We start from the raw sequence: 22,157 nt of genomic DNA, 5'->3' as shown, positions 1-22,157 counted from the left end.
TTCAGCTCCGAATCTCGGCCAGTCGGCCAGCAGCGCGGCGCACGGCACGCAGGATTTCGACATGGGTGCCGCAGCGGCACAGGTTGCCGGACAGCTCGTTGCGGATCTGTTCGTCGCTGGCATCGGGGATGCGATCAAGCAAGGCCTTGGCCGTCATGATCATGCCGTTCATGCAGTAGCCGCACTGGGCTGCCTGCTCGTCGATAAACGCCTGCTGCACCGGATGCGGCGCGCTTTTGTCGCCCAGCCCTTCGAGGGTGGTGATGTCGCGGTTGGCGGCGCCTGCCAGCGGGATCACGCAGGAGCGTGCGGCGACGCCGTCGATGATCACCGTGCACGCGCCGCACTCGCCCAGGCCGCAGCCGTACTTGGGGCCGTTCAAACGGAGATCGTTGCGCAGGATCAGCAGCAGTGGTGTGTCGGCCATGGCTCTGACTTCGACCGGCTGGCCATTGACGCGCAGGCACAGGTTGATTTGCATGGTGGGCTCATCTCTGGAGGTTGCTTGCCATTCAAAGGCGAGTACCCGAGCGCTACCAATCAACTCAAAGGGGGCGCTTTTTCAGTAAGTACTCACTACATGAAATGAACCAGCAAGAAGCAGGCCAGAGATGTGCCTAGGGGTGTCGCGGGCGACTGTTGTGGGCTGGGCGCAGGGCTCAGCCAGCAGCCTCGTCACCGTCGATCATCTTGCGCAGGAGAAACAGGATTGCCACCTGCTCGCCGGCATTCAGGCAGCCCATGCTCAGCTGACTGATCTGCCGCGCGCAGGGGATCATCGCATCCAGCAACGCCGCACCGGTCTCGGTGAGTTCGACGATGACCTTGCGCTTGTCACTCGGATCCGGCGAGAGCTGCACCAGCTCGCGCGCTTTGAGCCGGTCGACGATGCCGCGAATGGTCGCTTGATCGACTGCAGTGGCCTTGATCAGCTCGGCCTGGGAGCTGGGCCCATGGTCGCGCAAGGCACACAGGGTAACGAACTGGATCGAGGTGAGCTGCGGATCGCAGGCGTTCTGCTGGAAGATCGCCGTGTGCCGCTGGTAGGCCTTGCGCAGCAGGTGGCCGACCTGTTCGGTGACATCGTAGGGTGCGGTATCAGGAACGGCAGGTTGTGCAGAGGTTTTTTTGATCATGGGCTGAACTGGGCTACCTGGATTGAGCTGGCCGGCCCCCGACAGCGGAGCGCCGGGCCAGTATAACCGCTATCGCGCCCTGGACTCCTCGGGTGCGACTACATCACCTGCCACCACCACCGCCTTGTCGTCCAGATAGATATCGCAGTTGCGCAGCGGGATATCCAGGTGGCATGGAGTCTTGCGCTTGCCCCCGACCTCGGTGTTGGGGCCGGTCGAGAACAGGAAATTGCCATAGAACGCCCGGGCGTCCATGCACATGCCGTCATTGCGGTCGTGCAGGCCCATGGCGGTCCACTGCGCGCGGGGCTGCAGCCCCCAGCCGATATGGGAAATGCCGTAGACCTCAGGGTCGTTGAAGTACTTCAGGTAATCGCGCAGGTACTCGGCCTCGAAGCCGCCGTGGATGGCGGTGATGAAGCCTTTGTCGATCTCCAGCGTTATGCGTTCGCGGCAGTAGTTCTTGAACGGCAGGATGATATCGCCGACGTCCAGTACCAGCGTGCCCTCGGCGCTGTCCTCGTTCGGCCAGGTGAACAGAAAGCCGCTGGGCCAGTGATCCCAACGGCCCGGCTCATCGGCATAGCCATACTCGGTAACTGCCGGGTACTGGCCGAGCGGCGCATGAAAGTCACTGCCGGCCTTGGAGCGCACGTGCATTGTACGCGCCTGCTTGAGCAGGGCTTCGGCGGCCAGCACGCGGCGCTTGTCGTCCTCGCTGGGGAGCATTCGCGCCAGCACTTCAGGCGGTTCGACGGCCAGCAGGATGCGCGTGCCGGTCTTGAGGATCTGCTCCTGCTCCGGCGAGTGCAGCAACATCATCGTATCGACGATCAAGTCAGCCGCTTCCAGCGCCCGCTGCGCAGCCAGGTTGCCGGTCAGAGCCGTGTCACCACAGTAGGCGGTCATATCGTTGCCCATCGCCGTCGGGTGGTTGAACGCAGGCAGCTCCACCGCATAGACCTTGGCGTTGAGGCGCTGTGCAGCTTCCATTGCCGCATTGACCGTGCGCGGGTCGGAGTAATGGCTCTTGAGCACGGCGACACTCTGCGTGTGGTCGACGCGGGACAGCTTGAGTACGTGTTCGAACATCTGCGTGAGTTGTGCATTGCTGACCGGCATGGGTCTCTCCTGACATGGCTTGATGGGCTGATCAAAGCTGCACCGTCACAGTGCGCAGCGCGCGATCTCGGTGCAAATTAATAGTGCATACACTGCATGTCAGCAAATAGAAACTCATCTTGAGGGAGAGCGCAAGTGGTCAGAGCGAACGTTACCTATCCACACATATCCAAGAAATACGTTACCTGAAGCTGAATAAAGCGCGATCACGAGGCCGCCATAAAATATTTCGAGAAACCTATTCCATTTGAAATTTTAAAGCGTATACACTCAAATACGTCGAGCGGCCCAGTCGCTGACCACACAACAGAACAAGAGGAGAGATACCAATGCGCGGTAGGCAGAAAATCGCAATCGTCGGTGCAGGTCTGGGTGGGGCAGCCGCTGCCACATTGCTGCAACAGGCAGGCTTCGACGTCGAGGTGTACGAGCAGGCACCGCAATTCACACGCCTTGGCGCAGGTATTCATATCGGCCCCAATGTGATGAAAATCTTCCGCCGCATGGGCCTTGAGCAGAAGCTCGAGCTGATGGGTTGTCACCCGGACTTCTGGTTCAGCCGCGACGGCACCAGTGGCGACTACCTGTCGCGCATCCCGCTCGGCGAGTTCGCCCGCCGTGAATACGGCGCCGCTTACATCACCATTCACCGTGGCGACCTGCACGCTCTGCAGATGGATGCGATCAAGCCCGGCACCGTGCACTTCGGCAAGCGCCTGGAGAAGATCGTGGACCAAGGTGACGAAGTGCGCCTGGACTTCGCCGACGGCAGCCATACCGTGGCCGACATCGTCATCGGCGCCGACGGCATTCACTCCAAGATCCGCGAAGAGCTGCTGGGCGCCGAAGCGCCGATCTACAGCGGCTGGGTTGCCCATCGAGCATTGATCCGCGGTGAGCACCTGGCGCAGCATGCCGACGTCTTCGAAGACTGCATCAAGTGGTGGACCGAAGACCGCCACATGATGGTCTACTACACCACCGGCAAGCGTGACGAGTACTACTTCGTCACCGGCGTGCCGCACGAGGCCTGGGACTTCCAGGGTGCCTACGTCGACAGCAGCCAGGAAGAAATGCGCGCCGCATTCGATGGCTACCATCCCACCGTACAAAAGCTGATAGGCGCGACCGAATCGATCACCAAGTGGCCGCTGCGCAACCGCAATCCGCTGCCGCTGTGGAGCCGTGGCCGGCTGGTGATGCTTGGCGATGCCTGCCACCCGATGAAACCGCACATGGCCCAGGGCGCCTGCATGGCCATCGAAGACGCGGCCATGCTCACCCGCTGCCTGCAGGAAACCGGGCTGAGCGACCACCACACCGCCTTCGCCCTGTACGAGGCCAACCGCAAGGAACGTGCTTCGCGGGTACAAGCGGTGTCCAACGCCAACACCTTCCTCTACACCCAGGAAGATCCCGCCTGGGTCTACGGCTATGACCTCTACGCCCAGACGCTGAAAAGTGGGGAGGCGGCATGAGCACCTTCATCGCCGGCGGCAATGTCAGCGCCAACGGCATTCGCCAGCACTACCTGCGCTACGGCGGCAAAGGTCCGGCGCTGCTGCTGATACCAGGCATCACCAGCCCGGCGATCACCTGGGGCTTCGTTGCCGAGCGTCTGGGCCAGCACTTCGACACCTACGTACTGGATGTGCGCGGCCGCGGCCTGTCCTCGAGCGGGCCTGAGCTGGATTACGGCAGCGAAGCCTGCGCGGCAGACATCCCGGCATTCGCCCAGGCCCTGGGCCTGGGCAGCTACCACCTGATTGGCCATTCGATGGGCGCGCGGTTCGCCCTGCGCGCCGCGGCACGCGGTGCTCCGGGCTTGCAGCGGCTGGTGTTGATCGACCCGCCGGTGTCCGGGCCGGGTCGGCGCGAGTACCCAAGCAAGTTGCCCTGGTATGTCGACTCCATCCGCCAGGCCCAAACCGGCATGAGCGGCGATGACATGCGCGCGTTCTGCCCAACCTGGAGCGACGAACAGCTGGCCCTGCGTGCCGAGTGGCTGCACACCTGCCACGAGCCGGCAATCGTGAGGGCGTTCAATGACTTCCATGACGTTGACATGCACCAGGATCTGGCCAATGTCACCCAGCCAACGCTGCTGATGGTGGCCGGTCGCGGTGGCGTCATCCAGCCTGAGGACATCGCCGAGATCCGTGAGCTCAAACCTGATATCCAGGTAGCTCGGGTCGAAAACGCCGGCCACATGATCCCATGGGATGACTTGCCAGGCTTCTTCGCAGCCTTTGGCACCTTCCTCGACCACCCTCTTGCCTGACGGAGCCCCCACGATGACCAAGCTCTACCGTATCGGCCAGATCGTGCCGAGTTCGAACACCACCATGGAAACCGAAATCCCGGCAATGCTGCTGGCCCGCCAGACGATCCGCCCGGAGCGCTTCACCTTCCACTCCAGCCGCATGCGCATGAAGCAGGTAAAAAAGGAAGAACTGGCGGCCATGGACGGTGAGTCCGACCGCTGCGCACTGGAGCTTTCCGACGCCAGGGTAGACGTGCTCGGCTATGCCTGCCTGGTGGCGATCATGGCCATGGGCCTGGGCTATCACCGCGTCTCCGAGAAGCGCCTGCAACAGGCCACCGCCGACAATGACGCGCTGGCGCCAGTGATCACCAGCGCCGGCGCACTGGTGGATGCGCTGCATGTGATGAAGGCCAAACGCATTGCGATTGTTGCTCCGTACATGAAGCCGCTGACCGAACTGGTGGTCAACTACATCCGCGAAGAAGGCTTCGAGGTGCAGGACTGGCGCGCACTGGAGATCCCCGACAACCTCGCCGTGGCCCGCCACGACCCGGCCAACCTGCCAGGCATAGTTGCCGGCATGAACCTGGAAGGCGTCGATGTGGTGGTGCTGTCGGCCTGCGTGCAGATGCAGTCGCTGCCAGCAGTGGCCAAGGTCGAGGCGCTGACCGGCAAGCCGGTGGTCACCGCAGCCATCGCCACCACCTACGCAATGCTCAAGGCACTCGACCTGGAGCCGGTAGTCCCCGGCGCTGGCGCCTTGTTGTCTGGCGCTTACTGAACCGGGAGGCAATCATGAGCGATACACAGAGCGCCAGCGACAACTACCAAGGGGTCTGGGGCCAGCGGATTGGCTTCGGCCGCAAGGCAGCCCTGCTGATGATCGACTTCATGCAGGGCTACACCACCCCCGGCGCGCCGCTGTATGCGCCCGGTGTAGTCAGCGCCGTCGAGCAGGCCGCCGGCCTGCTGGCGCTGGCTCGCGAGTGCGGTACGTTAGTGGTCCACACTAACATCCGCTACCAGGCCCCGCATTTTGCCGATGGCGGCGTGTGGGTGCGCAAGGCGCCGGTGATGAAAGATATGGTCGAAGGCAACCCGCTCGCCGAATTTTGTGCGGCGGTGCTGCCACGCGCAGAAGAAGCAGTGATCAGCAAGCAATACGCCAGTGCGTTTTTCGGCACCAGCCTGGCCTCACTACTGCATGCACAAGGCGTGGACACTGTGGTTCTGGCCGGCTGCTCCACCAGCGGCTGCATCCGCGCCAGCGCGGTGGATGCACTGCAGCATGGGTTCAGAACCATCGTGGTGCGCGAGTGCGTTGGTGACCGGCACAACGACCCGCACGAAGCCAACCTGTTCGACATCGACAGCAAGTACGGCGATGTGATCAGCCGTCAGCACGCTATCGAGCAGTTGCAACGCCTGGCCAGTTAATACCAGGCGCGATGTACCCATAACAATCAAGGAACGGTGCGGGAAGCCCGTTCCATGACCACCTGCTGTCCAGGGGTCGCCCCGCAGGAGCAGACAAGGGCCTTGTGACGCCGTCCACGCTTGCCGCGTATAGTGCGCAGCGCGCCTGGAGCGTCGAAAACTGCTGGCTTGAAAAACAACCACAAAGTCGCCCGCCAGGAGACAGGAAATGCCAATTGCGAACGCAACCACGGTCCATGCTGATACTGATCATGGCCCCCAAGCACTGTACCGCCGGATCACATGGAGGCTCATCCCCTTCCTGTGTTTCTGCTACCTCGCTGCATATCTGGACCGCATCAACGTCGGCTTCGCCAAGCTGCAGATGCTTGAAGACCTGCAATTCAGCACCGCGGCCTACGGCCTGGGTGCAGGCTTGTTCTTTGTCGGCTATATCATCTTCGAAGTTCCCAGCAACCTGATCCTGCAGCGTGTCGGCGCCAAACTGTGGATCGCCCGCATCATGATCACCTGGGGCCTGCTCTCGGCCTGCACGATGTTCGTCACCAGCACCACCCAGTTCTACGTCCTGCGCTTTCTGCTCGGCGCCGCTGAAGCAGGCTTTTTGCCGGGAGTACTGTTCTACCTGACCATGTGGTACCCGACCTACCGGCGTGGACGGATCATCGCCCTGTTCATGATCGGCCTGCCCCTGTCGAGCGTGATCGGCGGGCCGATCTCCGGCTGGATCATGGGCAACTTCGACCAGGTGCAGGGCCTGCATGGCTGGCAGTGGCTGTTCCTGCTTGAAGCCATCCCCAGTGTGCTGCTGGGCATCCTGACGTTCTGGGCATTGCCTAACAATTTCCAGCAAGCCAAGTGGCTGTCGGCCGAAGACAAGGCGCAGCTGGCGGCAGATCTGGCGGCAGATGATGCCGAGGGCAAAGGCAGCAAGCACAGCTTTCGCGACGGGTTCTTCAACCTGAAGGTGTGGATGCTCGGCGGTATCGACTTTTCGATCCTGCTCAGCGCTTATGCCATGGGCTTCTGGATGCCGACCTTCATCCGCGACGCAGGCGTCAGCGACACCTTCCACATCGGCTTGCTGACGGCGATCCCGAGCCTGGCGGCGCTGGTCGGCATGCTCATGATCGGCGCCAGCTCGGACCGTCACCGCGAGCGCCGCTGGCACATCATCGTACCGTTCATCATCGGTGCCATCGCCATGGCCAGCAGCACCCTGTTCAGCGACAACCTGGTGATGACGGTGTTCCTCTTCGCGGTCGCTTCAGCGGCGATCATCGGCGCCGTGCCGGTGTTCTTCAGTTTGCCGGCGACCTTCCTCAAAGGCACGGCTGCGGCCACCGGCTTCGCCCTCGCCTGCTCGCTGGCGAACATTGCCGGGCTGGTCAGCAACTCGCTGATGGGCGTGGTCACCGACCTCACCGGCAACTCACATGCTGCGCTCTGGGCCTTTGCCGTGTGCCTGCTGCTCAGCTGCTTCCTGGTGATTGCCCTGCCGGCCAAGCTGGTCAATCGCTGATGGACACACGCCTGGCGTGACTGCAGCGCGAGCGGCACATAGCCCGCTCGCTGCCCCTTTGAACGCAAACCGACGTGGATAGGCCAAGGCCACCGCGGCGGCTTGCTGTTGCCCGAATTCAGGAGTAACTCCCATGCACGGCCCGATGCCCCAGCGTTTTGCCAGCACCACCGCACGCCTCACTGGCGGCTGCCTCGCGGCCGCCCTTTGTGCAGAAGCCAGCGCCGAAGAAGCCGGTTTCATCGAAGGCGCCCGCGCCACCCTGCAGGCACGAAATTATTTTTTCAGCCGTGACTACGCCGACATCAAAGGCCCCAGTACGCAATCGCGAACCCAGGAATGGGCCCAGGGCTTTATCCTCAATGCCAGCTCGGGTTATACCCAGGGCAGCGTCGGCGTCGGTCTCGATTTCACCGGCCTGCTTGGCTTCAAGCTCGACAGCAGCGCCGCGCATGCGCGCTCGGGCCTGTTACCCAGCCTCGACAGCGGCGAGTCGGCAGACCAGTACAGCCGCATGGGCGCCGCGATCAAATTCAAGCTGTCTCAGACCGAGCTGAAAATCGGCGAGTTGATGCCCAACCTGCCCGTCCTGCTGTTCAGTGACCTGCGCCTGTTGCCGCCGACCTATCAAGGCGCCATGCTCGAGTCGCGCGAGATTGCCGGGCTGACCCTGAGCGCAGGGCAGTTTCGCTCGACCAGCCTGCGCGACTCCTCCAATAGTCAGGACATGTACGCGCTGGTCAACGACCCGATCAATCCGGCACGCTTGGCACGCTTTACCAGCGACCGCTTCAACTACGTCGGCGCCGACTATGCCTTCAACGACAACCGCACCAGCGTCGGCGTCTGGCAGGCACAGCTGGAAGACATCTACCAACAGCGCTTTTACAGCCTCAAGCACGCCGAACCGCTTGGTGCCTGGGCGCTCGGCGTGAACGCCGGCTATTTCGACGCCCGTGAAGACGGCCGCAAGATCGCCGGCAACTACGACAACCACGCACTGTTCAGCCTGTTCTCGGCCAAGACCGGCGGGCACACCTTCTATGTCGGCTATCAGCAGATCGGCGGCGATGACGGCTTCATCCAGGTCGGCGCCAACACCAACCCGATGGGCAACACCCTGCCGACCTACGAGTTTTCCGCACCTGGTGAGCGTTCATGGCAGGTGCGCCATGACTACAACTTCGTCGCCCTCGGGCTGCCCGGGCTGACCTCGACGCTGCGCTACGTCAAAGGCAGCGACGTGGAGACTGGTCTTGGCTTCGAGGGCCGTGACCGCGAACGCGACCTGGACCTTGCCTATGTGGTGCAGAGTGGACCACTGGCGGGGCTGGGAGTACGGGTACGCAACGTAATGGCGCGCTCGAACTACCGCACCGATATTGACGAGAACCGGTTGATTCTGAGCTACACCGTCAAGCTGTTTTGATGAAAGCCATTGCTGCACAGCGGGCCGATTGGCCAGCGGGTGCAGCAATGGCGCCTTCACATTTGCCGCGGCCGAGCTACCCCTCGAATGGCCAGATAGAGCAGCGGGCCCAATGACACGAAAACAGCGGTCAGCAGCAGGTAAGGCAATAGCGCAGGCCATGATCCACGACGCGAGCGGTTATCGCTGATCATCCAGCAGCAGCCAAGGCCCGCCATCATGTAGAGGTCAATAACGACCTGGGCCGTATCCGGTCGAGCCATCAGCTCCAGACCAAACGCCACAAGCGACTGCTCGGCATTCATCAGGGTCCAGCCGGTATACGCCGCAAACGGCACCAGCAAGGTCAGGGCAAGCAAACGCAGGGTCATCAGCCACTCCTAGGTAGGGTTCGCCGGCAGAGTAGTGATAGTGTTGCGCGCTCTCAATGACCTAACAGGTCATGGACACAGGGCACCAAGGACGGTCAGAGTCGACGTATGAACCAGCCAATTTTCCATCGCCAGCAACCGGCCCCGAGCGCCTCTGCCGGTCAGCAGGTCCGCCAGTTGCGTCAGCAGGCGCGTCTCAGCCAGCTCGAACTGGCGCTGCTGGCCGGGGTTTCGCAGCGTCACTTAAGCTGCGTCGAAACCGGCCGTGCCAAACCCAGCCCGAGCACTCTGCATGCCCTGCTCTCGGCGCTGGCCGCACCGCTGGAGCAGTGCAACCAGCTGTTCGTCGCCGCCGGCTACGCCCCGCGCTACGCCACATCGCCGCTGGATGCGCCGGGGCTGAAGATGGTCCACGAAGCTATCGAACATATTCTGCACGCGAACAACCCGGCGCCGGCCATCGTCATCGCCAGCAACTGGGATGTCACCGCGGCCAATGCCAGTGCCGGCTTGCTGTTTGCCATGGCCGGCATCGCGCCTGAGGCGACTGCGCGGCTGAATTTGCTCGATACACTGCTGCGCCCCGGCGGGTTGGGTGATCGGCTGGCCAATGCCGACGAGATTCGCGCAGTCGCCTGGCAGCGTGCATCGCGGGAGGCCGTGGCTAGTCCCGAGCTCGCGCAGTTACTACGCGAGCTGCCGGCTCCTGCTGCTCAATTGCACGCGCCCGCAGCCATGCCGGTGCTGCTGACGCGGGTGAATACAGCGGAGGGTGAGCTGAGGTTTCTGTCAACCTTCACCACCTTTGGCATGCCGCTGGACATCACCGTGGAGTCGCTACGGATCGAGCATCTGATTCCGGCAGATGCGCAGACTCGGCAGCGGATGACGGCGGCGTATGAGCACTGGCTCGCTGATTAACGCGCCGAGCCGCCAGCAGCCGCGCTAAGCAGCAAACCGCGAAGCTGCTGCATGGCGGGCGTTTCCTGACTGGCCTGGCGTGTCACCAGCTCATACGGGTCGCTCACCGATTGGATCGCCAGCGGCAGAATGCAGATGCGGTGATGCTGCAGACACTGCTGGGCCACATCGATAGACACCAGCGCGACGAATTCAGGCTGGTTCTGCAACAGCGACAACGTCGCCAGAATCGACGTGGTTTCCACCAGGTGCAGCGGGAAGCGCAGGCCGGCATCGTGGAATTCACGTTCCAGTTGCACGCGCATGGGCATGTTCGCCCGGTAGACAATCCAGCGGTTCTCGGCCAGTTGTTCAAGGCTCAAGGTCGCGGCGTCCTTGAGCGGATGATCGACGCTGGCGATCACTGCAAGTGTCTCGTGCTGGACGAACTCACTGGCGAACAAATGCGGTGAGCTGCTGACAGAGGTTCGGCACACGGCCATGTCCAGGCGGCCACTCTCGATCTGGCTAAGCAGAAACTGGCTGGTGCCCTCAACGATCTCGAAGGACATTTCCGGCTGGATCGCCGTGAGTTCTGATACCGCCTTCATCAGCAGCGGCACGGCGCCCATGATCGCACCCACGGCAAGCCTGCCGCCGACTCCACGCAAAATCGCATCGAGGTCATGCCGCAGATTTGACAGGTCGGTCTGGATCACCCGAGCGGATCTGATCGCACAGTGGCCGGCAGCGGTCGGCTCCAGGCCACGGTTGGTGCGTCTGAACAGCAGCGTGCCAAAGGTCGTCTCGATCTCCTGCAACGCTTTGCTCGCACCGGGTTGAGTGAGCCCGACGCTGTCGGCCGCGCCGAGCAGCGAGCGGTGCGCATCTAGTTCTATCAACAGGCGCAGATGCCTGGCGTGCAGCCGGGACATGATCGAGTTCAACGATGGTGTCATTGGCTATGAGTCCTGGTTATAGCTGTATGGATTGTTCTCAGTACCACAGCCGTCTGCGGATTTCTATACTGGCCCCGCACGATGACGCACCCGGTGCGCCAGGACGGCCCTGAGATTGGCCAAAATAACAACGCTAAAAGGCTCCAGGAGAGCGCATGTCCTTGATCAACTACATCACCCAAATCCAGTTCGAGGTCGGCGCGATTGCGTTGCTGCCCGCCGAGTGCCAGCGCATTGGTATAACCCGACCTTTGATCGTGACCGACCGCGGTGTACGCGCCGCCGGGCTGGTCGACCGCGCGCTTGACGCCTTCGAAGGCGCTGACATGGCCTTGCCGATCTACGACGCCACGCCACCCAACCCAAACGAGAGCGCAGTCCGCGAAGCGGTCGCCATGTTCCGCGAATGTGACTGCGACGGCATTATCGCCATTGGTGGCGGCTCGGCCATCGACCTGGCCAAAGGCGTGGCCGTCTGCGCCCGCCATGAGGGCCCGCTGAAGCGCTTTGCGGTGATCGAAGGCGGCCTTGCCCACATCACCGCCGCCACTGCGCCGGTGATTGCGGTACCGACCACTGCTGGCACCGGCAGCGAAGTCGGTCGCGGCGCCATCCTGATCCTCGATGACGGTCGCAAAGTCGGCGTGATCTCACCGCATGTAGTCCCTAAGTCGGCCATCTGTGACCCAGCGCTGACCATAGGTTTGCCCGCCGCAATGACCGCTGCCACCGGCATGGACGCAATTGCGCACTGCCTCGAGACGTTCATGGCACCTGCGTTCAACCCGCCGGCTGACGGTATTGCCCTGGACGGGCTATGGCGCGCCTGGCGTTTCATCAGCGCCGCCACCGCCGACCCGCACAACCTCGAAGCGCGCACTAACATGATGAGCGCGTCACTGCAGGGCGCCCTGGCATTCCAGAAAGGCCTGGGCTGTGTGCATAGCCTGAGCCACGCGCTGGGCGGCATCAATCCGCGCCTGCACCACGGCACGCTCAACGCGATCTTCTTGCCGGCGGTGATTACCTTCAATCGTCAGGCGGCGACGATGACCGCTGAACAGAAGACACTGCGCATTGCCCAGGCCATGGGCCTGGCCGACGACAGCCAGATCGAAACGGCCCTGCGTGACATGACCCGTGCCCTGGGCTTGCCGACAGGTCTGCGTGAGCTGGGCGTCAGCGAAGCGATGTTCCCAGGCATCATCCAGGGTGCCCTGGCCGACCATAGCCACCGCACCAATCCGCGTGAAGCCAGTGCCGAGGACTACCGCTGGATGCTCGAGGCGTCCATGTAAGCCCAAGCCAACAGCGAATCCCAATAACAATAAAAGTGAACAGCCATGACCAGTAAATATGCGCAAGCCGAGCTTGACCGCACTGCGGATACGGTAGCCAGCCGAAACCCGTTCAAGAAATACCAGTTCATCACTGTCAGCCTGCTGCTGGTAATCGGCATCATCAACTATGTCGACCGCAGCGCTCTGTCGATTGCCAACACCTCGATCCAGCGCGACATGGCCATCACGCCTTCGCAGATGGGCATTCTGCTGTCGGCGTTTTCCCTGGCCTATGCCTTCTCGCAACTGCCGCTGGGGGTGATCATCGATCGCCTGGGCAGCAAACTCTCGCTCGGCGCCGCCCTGTTGGGCTGGTCGGTGGCGCAGACCGCCTCGGGCCTGATCAACAGCTTCTCGGCATTCATCGGCCTGCGCATCGCGCTGGGGATCGGCGAAGCGCCGATGTTCCCCTCGGCGGCCAAGGCCCTGGCGGAATGGTTCGAGGCAGAAAAACGCGGGACGCCCACCGGCATCGTGCTGTCCTCGACCTGCATCGGCCCGTGCATCGCCCCGCCACTGCTGACCCTGCTGATGATCAACTGGGGCTGGCGCGGGATGTTCATCGCTACCGGCGTGTTCGGCATCGTCATCGCGCTGTGCTGGTTCGCGTTCTACAAGAGCAAGGAGCGTTACCTGGCCGAATTGCCTGCCGAAGAACGCGAGCGCCTGCTGGCGTCGCAGACTCAGCAACAGGCCAACGTGGCGCCAAAGCCAAGTTTGAAATCCCAGCTGAGCGCCTGGGCTGAACTGTTCCGCCACAAGAGCACCTGGGGCGCAGTGCTGGGCTTCATGGGCGTGATCTACATGCTTTGGCTGCACCTGACCTGGCTGCCCGGCTACTTCGAGCGCGAGCACGGTCTAGGCCTGTATCAGACCGCCTGGGTGGTGTCACTGGCTTACGTGTTCGGCGCCCTGGGCACCATCGTCGCCGGCCGGCTCTGCGACCGCCTGGTGAAAAAAGGCGGCACGGTGCTGGGCAGTCGCAAACGGGTGGTCGTCAGCGCGTTGCTGGCCGCAGCGGCGTTCACCGTGCCCCTGGCCTTTGGCAGCGGCATTGTGCTCAGCCTGGCCCTGCTCTGCTGCGCCTTGTTCAGCATCAACATGGCCAGCTCCACCGCCTGGATGATCGCCAACACCATCGTCGACAGCCGCCAGGTCGCGTCATTCGGCTCCATTCAGAACTTCGGCGGCTACCTGGCAGGATCAGTGGCACCGATCGTCACCGGCTTCAGCATTCAGCAATCGGGCTCGTTCGCCTCGGCATTCCTCATCAGCGCCGTCGTCGCAGCGGTCGCCGCCATGGCTTACCTGTTGCTGTTGAAGCAGCCGATTTCTTCTGACAAGTAACAGGTTTACGGAGTACACCAATGCCACTTACCGGCGAACAAATAATCGGGCATCAACTGATTCGTGGCCAAGGCCGTGAACTGCTGGCGATCAACCCCGCGACTGAAGAGGCCATCCCCGCCCCTGTGTTCAACTGCGCCAGCGCCAACTTGGTCAATCAGGCGTGCGAGCTTGCCGACCAGGCCTTTGACAGCTTGCGTTCGACCAGCCCGGAACGGCGCGCGCAGCTTCTCGAAAGGATTGCCGACGGTATCGTCGGCCTGGGCGCAACGCTGCTTGAGCGCGCCCACAGCGAAAGCGGGCTGCCTCTGGCCCGCCTGGAAGGTGAGCGCGGGCGTACCGTGGGCCAACTGCGGCTGTTTGCCTCGGTGCTGCGTCAAGGCCGCTGGCAGCAGGCGACCTTCGACTCTGCCCTGCCCGACCGAGCGCCACTGCCGCGCCCGGATCTGCGTATGTGCAAGGTGGCGCTGGGACCTGTGGTGGTGTTCGGCGCCAGCAATTTCCCGCTGGCGTTCTCGGTCGCGGGCGGCGACACGGCATCGGCACTGGCCGCAGGCTGCCCGGTGATCATCAAGGCGCACCGGGCACACCTGGGCACCAGTGAGCTGGTCGGGCGCGTGATCCAACAGGCTGTGCAGCAACTGGAACTGCCCGAAGGCACTTTCTCGCTGGTGGTGGGTGACGGTAATGACGTCGGCCAACAACTGGTCTCCCACCCGGCCGTCAAGGCCGTTGGCTTCACCGGCTCGCGCAGCGGTGGCCTGGCCCTGCTACGGGCAGCCGCAGCGCGTGCCGAGCCGATCCCGGTGTACGCCGAGATGAGCAGCGTCAACCCGGTGTTCCTGCTGCCAGGCGCACTGGCAGCGCGAGCCGAGACAATAGCTGCAGGCTTTGCCGACGCGCTGGCACTGGGCGCCGGCCAGTTCTGCACCAACCCAGGCATCCTGCTGGCCGTTGCAGGGCCTGAGCTGGAAACGTTCGTTGCCCGTGCCGGTGCCTGCCTGGCTGACAAGGCCAGCCAGACGATGCTCACAGCGGGCATTCACCAGGCATACCTGACCGGCCTGCAACGGATCGCTGCGCAGCCAGACACAGCACTGGTTGCCGCTGGCCAGCCGCCTTCAGGCGCGACGCAAGCGCAGGGTCATCTGTACCGCACGACCTTCGCCAATGTCGCGGCCAACCCGCAGCTGCTGGAAGAAGTGTTCGGCCCTGCGGCAATCGTCATCAGTTGCCAGAGCGTGGACCAGATGCTGGCCTTCGCCAGGTCGCTTGAAGGTCAGCTGACGGCAACCCTGCAGTTGACGGAGCAGGACCTGGAGGTTGCGCGCAGCCTGGTGCAGACGCTGGAGAAGAAAGCCGGCCGGCTGCTGGTCAACGGCTTTCCTACCGGCGTCGAAGTCTGCGATGCGATGGTCCATGGCGGCCCCTTCCCGGCCACCTCCGACAGCCGCAGCACGTCGGTCGGCTCGACCGCCATCGAGCGTTTCCTGCGCCCGGTGTGCTATCAGAACCTGCCGGATGCCTTGCTGCCTGATGAACTCAAGCAAGACAACCCACTGCAGATCTGGCGCCAGCTTGACGGGGTAGCCACAGCGCCGCTTGGCTGAATGAGCTTCGCCAGTAGCCAGCGCGCACGGTGCCCTGGTTACTGGCATCCGCCTGTCAAATACTCACCAGCTCAGTCACCGGCAGTCGATTGGAAGTCTTCAGCTCACGCAGGCAACGCACTGGTGAACATGGACCGGTTCGAGACGGCAGGTGTGACGGTGGTCACGCAGTTTTGAGGTGGTGGTGAACCTTGCCTACTAAGGCCGCTGCGTAACTGCCTCAGCGGGCGACCAGCCCCCACCCAACGCTCGGTACGCCGCAATTGCCGCACGAGCAGCTTCCGTTTGTGCCACCGCCCTGGCATCCGAAGCACGCAGCAGTTGCTGATCAGCATTGAGCACGTTGATCAGGCTGGCAGCGCCCTTTTGATAGGCCGCAAAGGACGACCGCCGTGCCTGCTGCAGCGATGACTCACCAGCCGCAAGCGTAGCGGCTTGCGCCTGGCGGTTGAGCAACGCTGACAAGGCATTCTCGACATCTGCCGACGCCCTCAGCACCGACTGCCGATAAATCGCCAAAGCCTCGGCCTCACGCCCCTTGGCTCGATCAATCTCAGCGTTGATCCGGCCAAAGTCGAACAGCCGCCAGCGCAGCCCCAGCAACACAGCTGACTGGCTCGCCCCACCACTGAACAACTGGCCACCCGAGGTCGTCGCACTGCCAAGCAATGCCCCCAGGGAAAACTTCGGATAATACTCGCTGATCGCGCTGCCAATGGAGGCATTGGCAGCGGCCAGTCTGCGCTCGGCGGCGATCAGATCAGGCCGGCGCCGCAACAGATCAGCGGGTGCGCCGATGTCGGTGAGTTGGGGTGCCTGGGGAATCGTCATCCCAGCCGCAAGCGCTGCACGATGGGTCCCCGGCGGGCTGCCGAGCGTTACATCAAACGCGTTGAGCGCCGCGTCCAGCGCCGTGCGCAACAGCGGCGCACGGGCCTCGACCTGCGCCAGCTCACCCTCGGTCTGGCGCAGTTCGGCATCTGCGGCAACGCCCTTGCGGTTGAGCAACTGCACTTTGGCCAGCAGCTCACGCTGGTTCTGCACCTGCTGTTCGACGATCGCCAAACGCGCCTGCAGCCCGCGCACGCTGGCATACAGGTCAGCGGTCTGGGCGGCCACGGCAAGCCGCGTCGCCACTGCCCCGGCTTCAGAAGCCTGGTACTCGGCCAGTGCGGCTTGGCGGTCGCGGCGCAGCCCGCCGAACACGTCGATTTCCCAGCCGGCAACCAGGTTGAGCTCATAGCTGTTGCCGTAACGGTCATAGCCAGGCGTTGAATCGAGCACCTGACCCAAGGGTGTCTGAATCGACTGATAGGCACGGGCCGCTTGGCCATCGACTCCGGCAGACGGTGAAAGCGCTGCGTTGGCTGAACCCAACGCAGCCCGAGCCTGTGCAAGCCGCGCCTGAGCCTGGGCCAGGTCGAGGTTCTGCGCCAGCGCCTGGCGGACAAACCCGCTGAGGGCCGGATCAGCAAAGCCTGTCCACCACTGATCGAGGTTGGTTACAGCACCTGCCGATTGTGCCTGCGTCCCCGCCCAGCCCTGATAGTGATCGGCAAGCGGCGCCTGCGGCTGTTTATAATCAGGCCCCACCATGCACCCTGCAGACAGGCTGGCGCTCAGGATGAGGGCGATGCTTCGATAAAGCTGCATGATGATTCCCATGACCGTTACAGGTTGTGACCATATTATAGATTGGTCACTAACTGTCAATCCGGCCCTCAGCAGAGTACGCTTTGAGCATGACGACAAATACCTCCCCAGCACCCACTCGCGGCCCAGCCGACCATGATGTCCGCGATCAGGTCATCCAGGCAGCCATGCTGCATTTCGCCCATTACGGCTATGAAAAGACCACGGTCTCGGACCTGGCCAAGGCCATTGGTTTTTCCAAGGCATACATCTATAAATTCTTTGATTCCAAGAAGGCCATTGGTGAAGTGATCTGCGCCAACCGGCTGGCGATGATCAGGCAACTGGTGACCACCGCCATCGCTGATGCGCCTACTGCCTCAGAGCAGATCAGGCGGCTATTCCGCGCCATTGCTGAGGCGGGCAGCGACTTGTTCTTCCACGAACGCAAGCTGTACGACATCGCCGCAGTGGCCTCGCGCGACCAGTGGCCGTCAGTCCAGGCACATGAGGCGGACCTTCGCCAGGTCATTCAACAGGTCTTGATCGAGGGTCGCGAAGCAGGCGAATTCGAGCGCAAGACACCGCTGGATGAAACGACCGAAGCGATCTATCTGGTGCTCAAGCCCTACGTCAACGCAGCGCAACTGCAGTACAACCTGGACTCGGTAGAAACGGCCGTGGTGCAGCTGCCGGCGCTGATTCTGAGGAGCCTGGCGCCTTGAAATCCAAGCCGTGACCATTGACAAATTTAGTCACTAGAACAAAAATGGGATTCCTTAATGCCTTTGAGTAATGGATCCCATGCGCCTGCACCTTGCCGCATTTGCCAGTTGCCTGCTGCCTATCGTCCTGGTGGCGTGCGGCGATTCGTCGGTCAGTAAAGACCCCCGCGACCAGCCACCGCTGGTCAGAACGGCGCCAGTGGCAAACGCCTCTGCCGCAGCCCGCGCCTTCACCGGCGTAGTGGTCGCCCGCACGCAGAGCGACCTGGGCTTTCGCGTGCCGGGCAAGATCCTTGAGCGGCTGGTCGACACAGGGCAAACGGTGCAGCGCGGGCAGCCACTGATGCGCCTCGACCCGGTTGACCTGAAGCTGCAGGCACGTGCGCAGCAAGAGGCGGTTGCCGCTGCCCGGGCACGGGCCAAGCAGGCCAGCGACGACGAAGCACGCTATCGCGGGTTGGTGGCCGAAGGCGCTGTGTCCGCCTCGGCCTACGACCAGCTCAAGGCGGCTGCAGACTCGGCCAAGGCTCAGCTCAAAGCCGCTCAGGCACAGGCGGACGTGGCCAGCAACGCCACCGGCTACGCGGTACTGCTGGCCGATGCCGACGGCGTGGTGATGGATACCCTGGCTGAGCCTGGGCAAGTCGTCAGCGCCGGCCAAGCGGTGGTCAGGCTGGCCCGCGCCGGCCAGCGCGAGGCCGTGGTCCACCTCCCGGAAACGCTGCGCCCAGCCGCTGGTTCGGTCGCGCAGGCCACGCTGTACGGCCTTCAGGCTCAGCAAGTTCCGGCCAGATTGCGCCTGCTGTCCGAAGCCGCCGACAGCACCACCCGCACCTTCGAAGCCAGGTATGTGCTGGCTGGGCCTCTGGCAAACGCGCCGCTGGGCGCGACCATTACTCTCGTGCTTGCCCCCCAGATCACCGAAGAGAACGCCCGCCAGGTGCCGATTGGTGCGCTGTACGACCCTGGCAGCGGCAGTGGCGTCTGGGTCGTAACCGGGCAACCAGCCAAGCTCGCATGGCGCCCGGTTCAGGTGCTCGGAATCAGCGACGATGCGGCGCGGGTAGTCGGCGATCTGACTGCCGGCGAACAGGTCGTCGCCCTCGGCGCGCACTTGCTACGCCATGATCAGCCGGTGCTGGTCGCCCCCGCAGTTAACGTTGCCGGGAGCCAGCCATGAGCGCGTCGCGTTTCAATCTGTCGGCGCTGGCGGTGCGCGAGCGCGCCATCACCCTGTTTCTGATTGTACTGATCGGCTTCGCCGGCGCGCTGGCGTTCTTCAAACTCGGCCGCGCTGAGGACCCACCCTTCACCGTCAAGCAGATGACCATCGTCAGCGCCTGGCCCGGTGCGACAGCGCAGCAGATGCAGGACCTGGTCGCCGAACCGCTGGAAAAGCGCATGCAGGAGTTGCGCTGGTACGACCGTAGCGAAACTTACACCCGCGCGGGGCTGGCCTTCACCATGGTCTCGCTGCTGGATCGCACTCCACCCTCCCAGGTGCAGGAGGAGTTCTACCAGGCGCGCAAGAAGCTTGGCGATGAAGCCAAGGCGCTGCCGGCCGGCGTGATCGGGCCGATGATCAACGACGAATTCTCCGACGTGACCTTTGCCCTGTATGCGCTCAAGGCCAAAGGCGAGCCACAGCGCCAGCTGGTGCGCAACGCCGAGGGGCTGCGCCAGCGCCTGCTGCATGTGCCGGGGGTGAAGAAGGTCAATATCATCGGCGAACAGGCCGAGCGGATTTTTGTATCATTCTCCCATGATCGCCTGGCGACCCTGGGCGTCACCCCGCAAGCGATCTTTACCGCGCTCAACGAGCAGAACGTGCTGACCCCGGCCGGCTCGATCGAAACCCATGGCCCGCAGGTGGTGGTGCGGGTCGATGGTGCCTTCGATCAACTGACGAAGATCCGTCAGACTCCGGTTGCAGCCCAAGGGCGCACCTTGACCCTGGCCGATGTGGCCGACGTCGAGCGCGGCTATCAGGACCCTGCCACCTTCCTCGTGCGCAACGGCGGTGAGCCGGCCCTGCTGTTGGGCGTGGTGATGCGCGAAGGCTGGAACGGCCTGGATCTGGGCAAGGCGCTGCAAGCAGAAACAACGAACATCAACCAGGCCATGCCGCTGGGCATGACGCTGAGCAAGGTCACCGATCAGGCGGTCAATATCAGCGCCTCGGTTGACGAGTTCATGGTCAAGTTCGTGGTCGCCCTGCTGGTGGTGATGCTGGTGTGCTTCATCAGCATGGGCTGGCGGGTGGGTATCGTGGTCGCGGCCGCCGTGCCGCTGACCCTGGCCATGGTCTTTGTGGTGATGGCGGCGACCGGCAAGAGCTTTGACCGGATCACCCTTGGGTCGTTGATTCTGGCGCTGGGCCTGCTGGTCGATGACGCCATCATCGCCATTGAGATGATGGTGGTGAAGATGGAGGAAGGCTACGACCGCTTCCAGGCCTCGGCCTACGCCTGGAGCCACACCGCGGCGCCCATGCTGGCCGGCACGCTGGTGACGGCCATCGGCTTCATGCCCAATGGCTTCGCCCAGTCCACCGCCGGTGAATACACCAGCAACATGTTCTGGATCGTTGGTATCGCGCTGATTGCCTCGTGGATCGTGGCGGTAGCCTTCACGCCCTACCTTGGGGTCAAACTGCTGCCGGACATCAAGACGGTGCCAGGCGGCCACGCCGCGATCTACAACACCCGCCACTACAACCGCTTTCGCTCGCTGCTGGCGCGGGTGATTGCGCACAAGTGGCTGGTAGCGGGCGCGGTCATCGCGGCCTTCGTGGCCGCGGTGCTGGGTATGGGCTTGGTCAAGAAGCAGTTCTTTCCCACATCCGATCGGCCAGAGGTGCTGGTTGAGCTGCAGCTGCCGTACGGTACTTCGATCGAGCAGACCAACGCCGCAGCCATCAAGGTTGAAACGTGGCTACGTAAGCAGGAAGAGGCCAAGATCGTCACCTCGTACATCGGCCAGGGTCCGCCGCGGTTCTTCCTGGCGATGGCGCCCGAGCTGCCTGACCCTTCGTTTGCCAAGATCGTTGTGCTCACTGACAGCCAGGAAGCGCGCGAGGCGCTCAAGCATCGCCTGCGCCAGGCGGCCGCCGAAGGCCTGGCCGCCGAAGCCCGCGTGCGGGTGACGCAACTGGTATTCGGCCCTTACTCACCGTTCCCCGTAGCGTACCGGGTAACCGGCCCAGATACCGCGCAACTGGGTCAAATCGCCGCGCGCGTGCAAAGCGTGATGCAGGCCAGCCCGCTGTTGAAGACGGTAAACAATGACTGGGGCACGCGGGTGCCGACGCTGCATTTCTCCCTGGATCAGAACCGTTTGCAGGCCGTTGGCCTGAGCTCTGCAGCGGTCGCCCAGCAACTGCAGTTTTTGCTCAGCGGCGTGCCGGTCACGGCGGTACGCGAGGACATCCGCCTGGTGCAGGTCGAGGCGCGCGCAGCTGGCGACACCCGGCTGGATCCGGCCAGGATCGAAAACTTCAGCCTGGTTGGCGCCGCCGGGCAGCGCATTCCCCTCGGCCAGGTTGGCGAGGTCAGTGTGCGCATGGAAGACCCACTGCTGCGCCGGCGTGACCGCAGCCCGACCATCACCGTGCGCGGTGATACCGCCGAAGGCCTGCAGCCGCCGGATGTGTCCGCGCAGATCTGGCAGGCGCTGCAACCGATCGTCACGACGCTGCCGGCGGGCTACCGGGTCGAGATGGCAGGTTCGATCGAAGAGTCGGCCAAGGCCAGCCAGGCGATCGTGCCGTTGCTGCCGATCATGATTGCCCTGACCCTGCTGATCATCATCCTGCAGGTGCGCTCGATCTCGGCGATGGTCATGGTGTTTCTCACCTCACCGCTGGGCTTGATCGGTGTGGTGCCGGTGCTGTTGCTGTTTCAGCAGCCGTTTGGCATCAACGCGCTGGTCGGGCTGATTGCGCTGTCGGGAATTCTCATGCGCAACACGTTGATCCTGATCGGGCAGATTCATCAGAACCAGATCACCGGGCTGGATCCGTTCGATGCAGTGGTCGAGGCCACGGTGCAGCGCGCCCGGCCAGTGCTGCTGACGGCACTGGCGGCGATCCTGGCGTTTATCCCGCTAACTCATTCAGTGTTCTGGGGCACGCTGGCGTATACCCTGATCGGCGGCACGCTGGTCGGTACCATCATGACGTTGGTGTTTCTCCCGGCGATGTATTCGATCTGGTTCAGGATTGGGGTGCAGCCACGCAGTGTGGAGGTCAGGGCCTGACGATGTGAGCGTGGGAATTTGGGGCTGCTTTGCAGCCCTTTCCGACCGGTCCGGCGCCCCGGCAAGGCCGCTCCACATCCCCTGTAGGAGCGGCCGTGTGTCGC

19 protein-coding genes are annotated in these 22,157 nt (G+C 63.2%); 13 read left to right on the top strand and 6 right to left on the bottom strand.

Annotated elements, in window-relative coordinates; translation table 11 throughout:
- Position 1 precedes the first annotated feature (1 nt).
- From HU736_RS02580 to HU736_RS02570, 3 genes are all read right to left on the bottom strand, one after another.
- Complete coding sequence (locus HU736_RS02580; protein WP_186699824.1) at positions 2–481, bottom strand: (2Fe-2S)-binding protein; 480 nt, start codon at positions 479–481, stop codon at positions 2–4.
- Positions 482–659: 178 nt separating this feature from the next.
- Positions 660–1,136, bottom strand: coding sequence for a MarR family winged helix-turn-helix transcriptional regulator (locus HU736_RS02575; protein ID WP_186699822.1), 477 nt, complete (start codon positions 1,134–1,136; stop codon positions 660–662).
- Between the two features lie 69 nt (positions 1,137–1,205).
- Positions 1,206–2,258, bottom strand: a complete 1,053-nt coding sequence (locus tag HU736_RS02570; RefSeq protein ID WP_186699819.1) for a 2,5-dihydroxypyridine 5,6-dioxygenase — start codon at positions 2,256–2,258, stop codon at positions 1,206–1,208.
- 329 nt (positions 2,259–2,587) lie between these two features.
- On the opposite strand from HU736_RS02570, the gene HU736_RS02565 reads away from it, so the two are divergent.
- From HU736_RS02565 to HU736_RS02540, 6 genes are all read left to right on the top strand, one after another.
- Positions 2,588–3,736 carry an FAD-dependent monooxygenase gene (locus tag HU736_RS02565; protein ID WP_186699817.1) on the top strand — a complete coding sequence of 383 codons (1,149 nt, stop codon included), beginning with the start codon at positions 2,588–2,590 and terminating at the stop codon, positions 3,734–3,736.
- On the top strand, positions 3,733–4,539 hold the full coding sequence (gene nicD, locus HU736_RS02560) for an N-formylmaleamate deformylase (RefSeq protein ID WP_186699814.1): 807 nt from the start codon (positions 3,733–3,735) through the stop codon (positions 4,537–4,539). The genes HU736_RS02565 and nicD overlap by 4 nt, the downstream gene beginning before the upstream one ends.
- A gap of 13 nt (positions 4,540–4,552) precedes the next feature.
- Positions 4,553–5,305 (top strand): maleate cis-trans isomerase family protein, encoded by a 753-nt coding sequence (locus HU736_RS02555; RefSeq protein ID WP_186699811.1) that lies wholly within the window; start codon positions 4,553–4,555, stop codon positions 5,303–5,305.
- Positions 5,306–5,319: 14 nt separating this feature from the next.
- Positions 5,320–5,961 carry an N-carbamoylsarcosine amidohydrolase gene (locus tag HU736_RS02550; RefSeq protein ID WP_186699809.1) on the top strand — a complete coding sequence of 214 codons (642 nt, stop codon included), beginning with the start codon at positions 5,320–5,322 and terminating at the stop codon, positions 5,959–5,961.
- Between the two features lie 208 nt (positions 5,962–6,169).
- Positions 6,170–7,483, top strand: coding sequence for an MFS transporter (locus HU736_RS02545; protein ID WP_186699807.1), 1,314 nt, complete (start codon positions 6,170–6,172; stop codon positions 7,481–7,483).
- Between the two features lie 133 nt (positions 7,484–7,616).
- Positions 7,617–8,912: an OprD family porin gene (locus HU736_RS02540; protein ID WP_186699805.1), complete on the top strand. Its 1,296-nt coding sequence runs from the start codon at positions 7,617–7,619 to the stop codon at positions 8,910–8,912.
- Between the two features lie 56 nt (positions 8,913–8,968).
- Here HU736_RS02540 and HU736_RS02535 read toward each other — a convergent pair whose 3' ends face one another.
- A complete protein-coding gene (locus tag HU736_RS02535) occupies positions 8,969–9,283 on the bottom strand; it encodes a DUF2834 domain-containing protein (protein WP_186699802.1) in 315 nt (104 codons plus the stop codon).
- A 108-nt stretch (positions 9,284–9,391) separates the two neighbouring features.
- On the opposite strand from HU736_RS02535, the gene HU736_RS02530 reads away from it, so the two are divergent.
- Positions 9,392–10,204, top strand: a complete 813-nt coding sequence (locus HU736_RS02530) for a helix-turn-helix domain-containing protein (RefSeq protein ID WP_103437006.1) — start codon at positions 9,392–9,394, stop codon at positions 10,202–10,204.
- Here the strand turns inward: HU736_RS02530 and HU736_RS02525 are convergent.
- Positions 10,201–11,142 (bottom strand): LysR family transcriptional regulator, encoded by a 942-nt coding sequence (locus HU736_RS02525; RefSeq protein ID WP_186699800.1) that lies wholly within the window; start codon positions 11,140–11,142, stop codon positions 10,201–10,203. The two genes, HU736_RS02530 and HU736_RS02525, sit on opposite strands and share 4 nt — an antisense overlap.
- A 155-nt stretch (positions 11,143–11,297) precedes the next feature.
- On the opposite strand from HU736_RS02525, the gene gbd reads away from it, so the two are divergent.
- The 3 genes from gbd to HU736_RS02510 are packed head-to-tail and all read left to right on the top strand — an operon-like array spanning position 11,298 to position 15,439.
- Positions 11,298–12,440, top strand: coding sequence for a 4-hydroxybutyrate dehydrogenase (gene gbd / locus HU736_RS02520; protein WP_186699798.1), 1,143 nt, complete (start codon positions 11,298–11,300; stop codon positions 12,438–12,440).
- 45 nt (positions 12,441–12,485) lie between these two features.
- Positions 12,486–13,829, top strand: a complete 1,344-nt coding sequence (locus HU736_RS02515) for an MFS transporter (protein ID WP_186699796.1) — start codon at positions 12,486–12,488, stop codon at positions 13,827–13,829.
- 20 nt (positions 13,830–13,849) lie between these two features.
- Positions 13,850–15,439 carry an aldehyde dehydrogenase (NADP(+)) gene (locus HU736_RS02510; protein ID WP_186699794.1) on the top strand — a complete coding sequence of 530 codons (1,590 nt, stop codon included), beginning with the start codon at positions 13,850–13,852 and terminating at the stop codon, positions 15,437–15,439.
- A gap of 198 nt (positions 15,440–15,637) precedes the next feature.
- On the opposite strand, the gene HU736_RS02505 is transcribed toward HU736_RS02510, so the two are convergent.
- On the bottom strand, positions 15,638–17,092 hold the full coding sequence (locus tag HU736_RS02505) for an efflux transporter outer membrane subunit (protein ID WP_186699792.1): 1,455 nt from the start codon (positions 17,090–17,092) through the stop codon (positions 15,638–15,640).
- Positions 17,093–17,181: 89 nt separating this feature from the next.
- Here HU736_RS02505 and HU736_RS02500 point away from each other — a divergent pair, with 89 nt between their 5' ends.
- The 3 genes from HU736_RS02500 (at position 17,182) to HU736_RS02490 (ending at position 22,053) form a co-directional block, all read left to right on the top strand.
- Positions 17,182–17,796 (top strand): TetR/AcrR family transcriptional regulator, encoded by a 615-nt coding sequence (locus tag HU736_RS02500; protein WP_186699790.1) that lies wholly within the window; start codon positions 17,182–17,184, stop codon positions 17,794–17,796.
- A 79-nt stretch (positions 17,797–17,875) separates the two neighbouring features.
- Positions 17,876–18,976, top strand: a complete 1,101-nt coding sequence (locus tag HU736_RS02495; protein WP_186699788.1) for an efflux RND transporter periplasmic adaptor subunit — start codon at positions 17,876–17,878, stop codon at positions 18,974–18,976.
- Positions 18,973–22,053 (top strand): efflux RND transporter permease subunit, encoded by a 3,081-nt coding sequence (locus HU736_RS02490; RefSeq protein ID WP_186699786.1) that lies wholly within the window; start codon positions 18,973–18,975, stop codon positions 22,051–22,053. The genes HU736_RS02495 and HU736_RS02490 overlap by 4 nt, the downstream gene beginning before the upstream one ends.
- Positions 22,054–22,157 lie beyond the last annotated feature (104 nt).

The organism is Pseudomonas shirazensis (genome assembly GCF_014268785.2).
Classification (GTDB): Bacteria; Pseudomonadota; Gammaproteobacteria; order Pseudomonadales; family Pseudomonadaceae; genus Aquipseudomonas; species Aquipseudomonas shirazensis.
Note: the sequence above shows the minus strand (reverse complement) of the source record. Positions and strands in the feature narration are given on the sequence as shown.

Excerpts from the sequence above, each read along its gene's own strand:
- HU736_RS02580 (WP_186699824.1), bottom strand. The coding sequence starts at position 481 with ATGCAAATCAACCTGTGCCTGCGCGTCAATGGCCAGCCGGTCGAAGTC.
- HU736_RS02575 (WP_186699822.1), bottom strand. The coding sequence starts at position 1,136 with ATGATCAAAAAAACCTCTGCACAACCTGCCGTTCCTGATACCGCACCC.
- HU736_RS02570 (WP_186699819.1), bottom strand. The coding sequence starts at position 2,258 with ATGCCGGTCAGCAATGCACAACTCACGCAGATGTTCGAACACGTACTC.
- HU736_RS02565 (WP_186699817.1), top strand. The coding sequence starts at position 2,588 with ATGCGCGGTAGGCAGAAAATCGCAATCGTCGGTGCAGGTCTGGGTGGG.
- nicD (WP_186699814.1), top strand. The coding sequence starts at position 3,733 with ATGAGCACCTTCATCGCCGGCGGCAATGTCAGCGCCAACGGCATTCGC.
- HU736_RS02555 (WP_186699811.1), top strand. The coding sequence starts at position 4,553 with ATGACCAAGCTCTACCGTATCGGCCAGATCGTGCCGAGTTCGAACACC.
- HU736_RS02550 (WP_186699809.1), top strand. The coding sequence starts at position 5,320 with ATGAGCGATACACAGAGCGCCAGCGACAACTACCAAGGGGTCTGGGGC.
- HU736_RS02545 (WP_186699807.1), top strand. The coding sequence starts at position 6,170 with ATGCCAATTGCGAACGCAACCACGGTCCATGCTGATACTGATCATGGC.
- HU736_RS02540 (WP_186699805.1), top strand. The coding sequence starts at position 7,617 with ATGCACGGCCCGATGCCCCAGCGTTTTGCCAGCACCACCGCACGCCTC.
- HU736_RS02535 (WP_186699802.1), bottom strand. The coding sequence starts at position 9,283 with ATGACCCTGCGTTTGCTTGCCCTGACCTTGCTGGTGCCGTTTGCGGCG.
- HU736_RS02530 (WP_103437006.1), top strand. The coding sequence starts at position 9,392 with ATGAACCAGCCAATTTTCCATCGCCAGCAACCGGCCCCGAGCGCCTCT.
- HU736_RS02525 (WP_186699800.1), bottom strand. The coding sequence starts at position 11,142 with ATGACACCATCGTTGAACTCGATCATGTCCCGGCTGCACGCCAGGCAT.
- gbd (WP_186699798.1), top strand. The coding sequence starts at position 11,298 with ATGTCCTTGATCAACTACATCACCCAAATCCAGTTCGAGGTCGGCGCG.
- HU736_RS02515 (WP_186699796.1), top strand. The coding sequence starts at position 12,486 with ATGACCAGTAAATATGCGCAAGCCGAGCTTGACCGCACTGCGGATACG.
- HU736_RS02510 (WP_186699794.1), top strand. The coding sequence starts at position 13,850 with ATGCCACTTACCGGCGAACAAATAATCGGGCATCAACTGATTCGTGGC.
- HU736_RS02505 (WP_186699792.1), bottom strand. The coding sequence starts at position 17,092 with ATGCAGCTTTATCGAAGCATCGCCCTCATCCTGAGCGCCAGCCTGTCT.
- HU736_RS02500 (WP_186699790.1), top strand. The coding sequence starts at position 17,182 with ATGACGACAAATACCTCCCCAGCACCCACTCGCGGCCCAGCCGACCAT.
- HU736_RS02495 (WP_186699788.1), top strand. The coding sequence starts at position 17,876 with ATGCGCCTGCACCTTGCCGCATTTGCCAGTTGCCTGCTGCCTATCGTC.
- HU736_RS02490 (WP_186699786.1), top strand. The coding sequence starts at position 18,973 with ATGAGCGCGTCGCGTTTCAATCTGTCGGCGCTGGCGGTGCGCGAGCGC.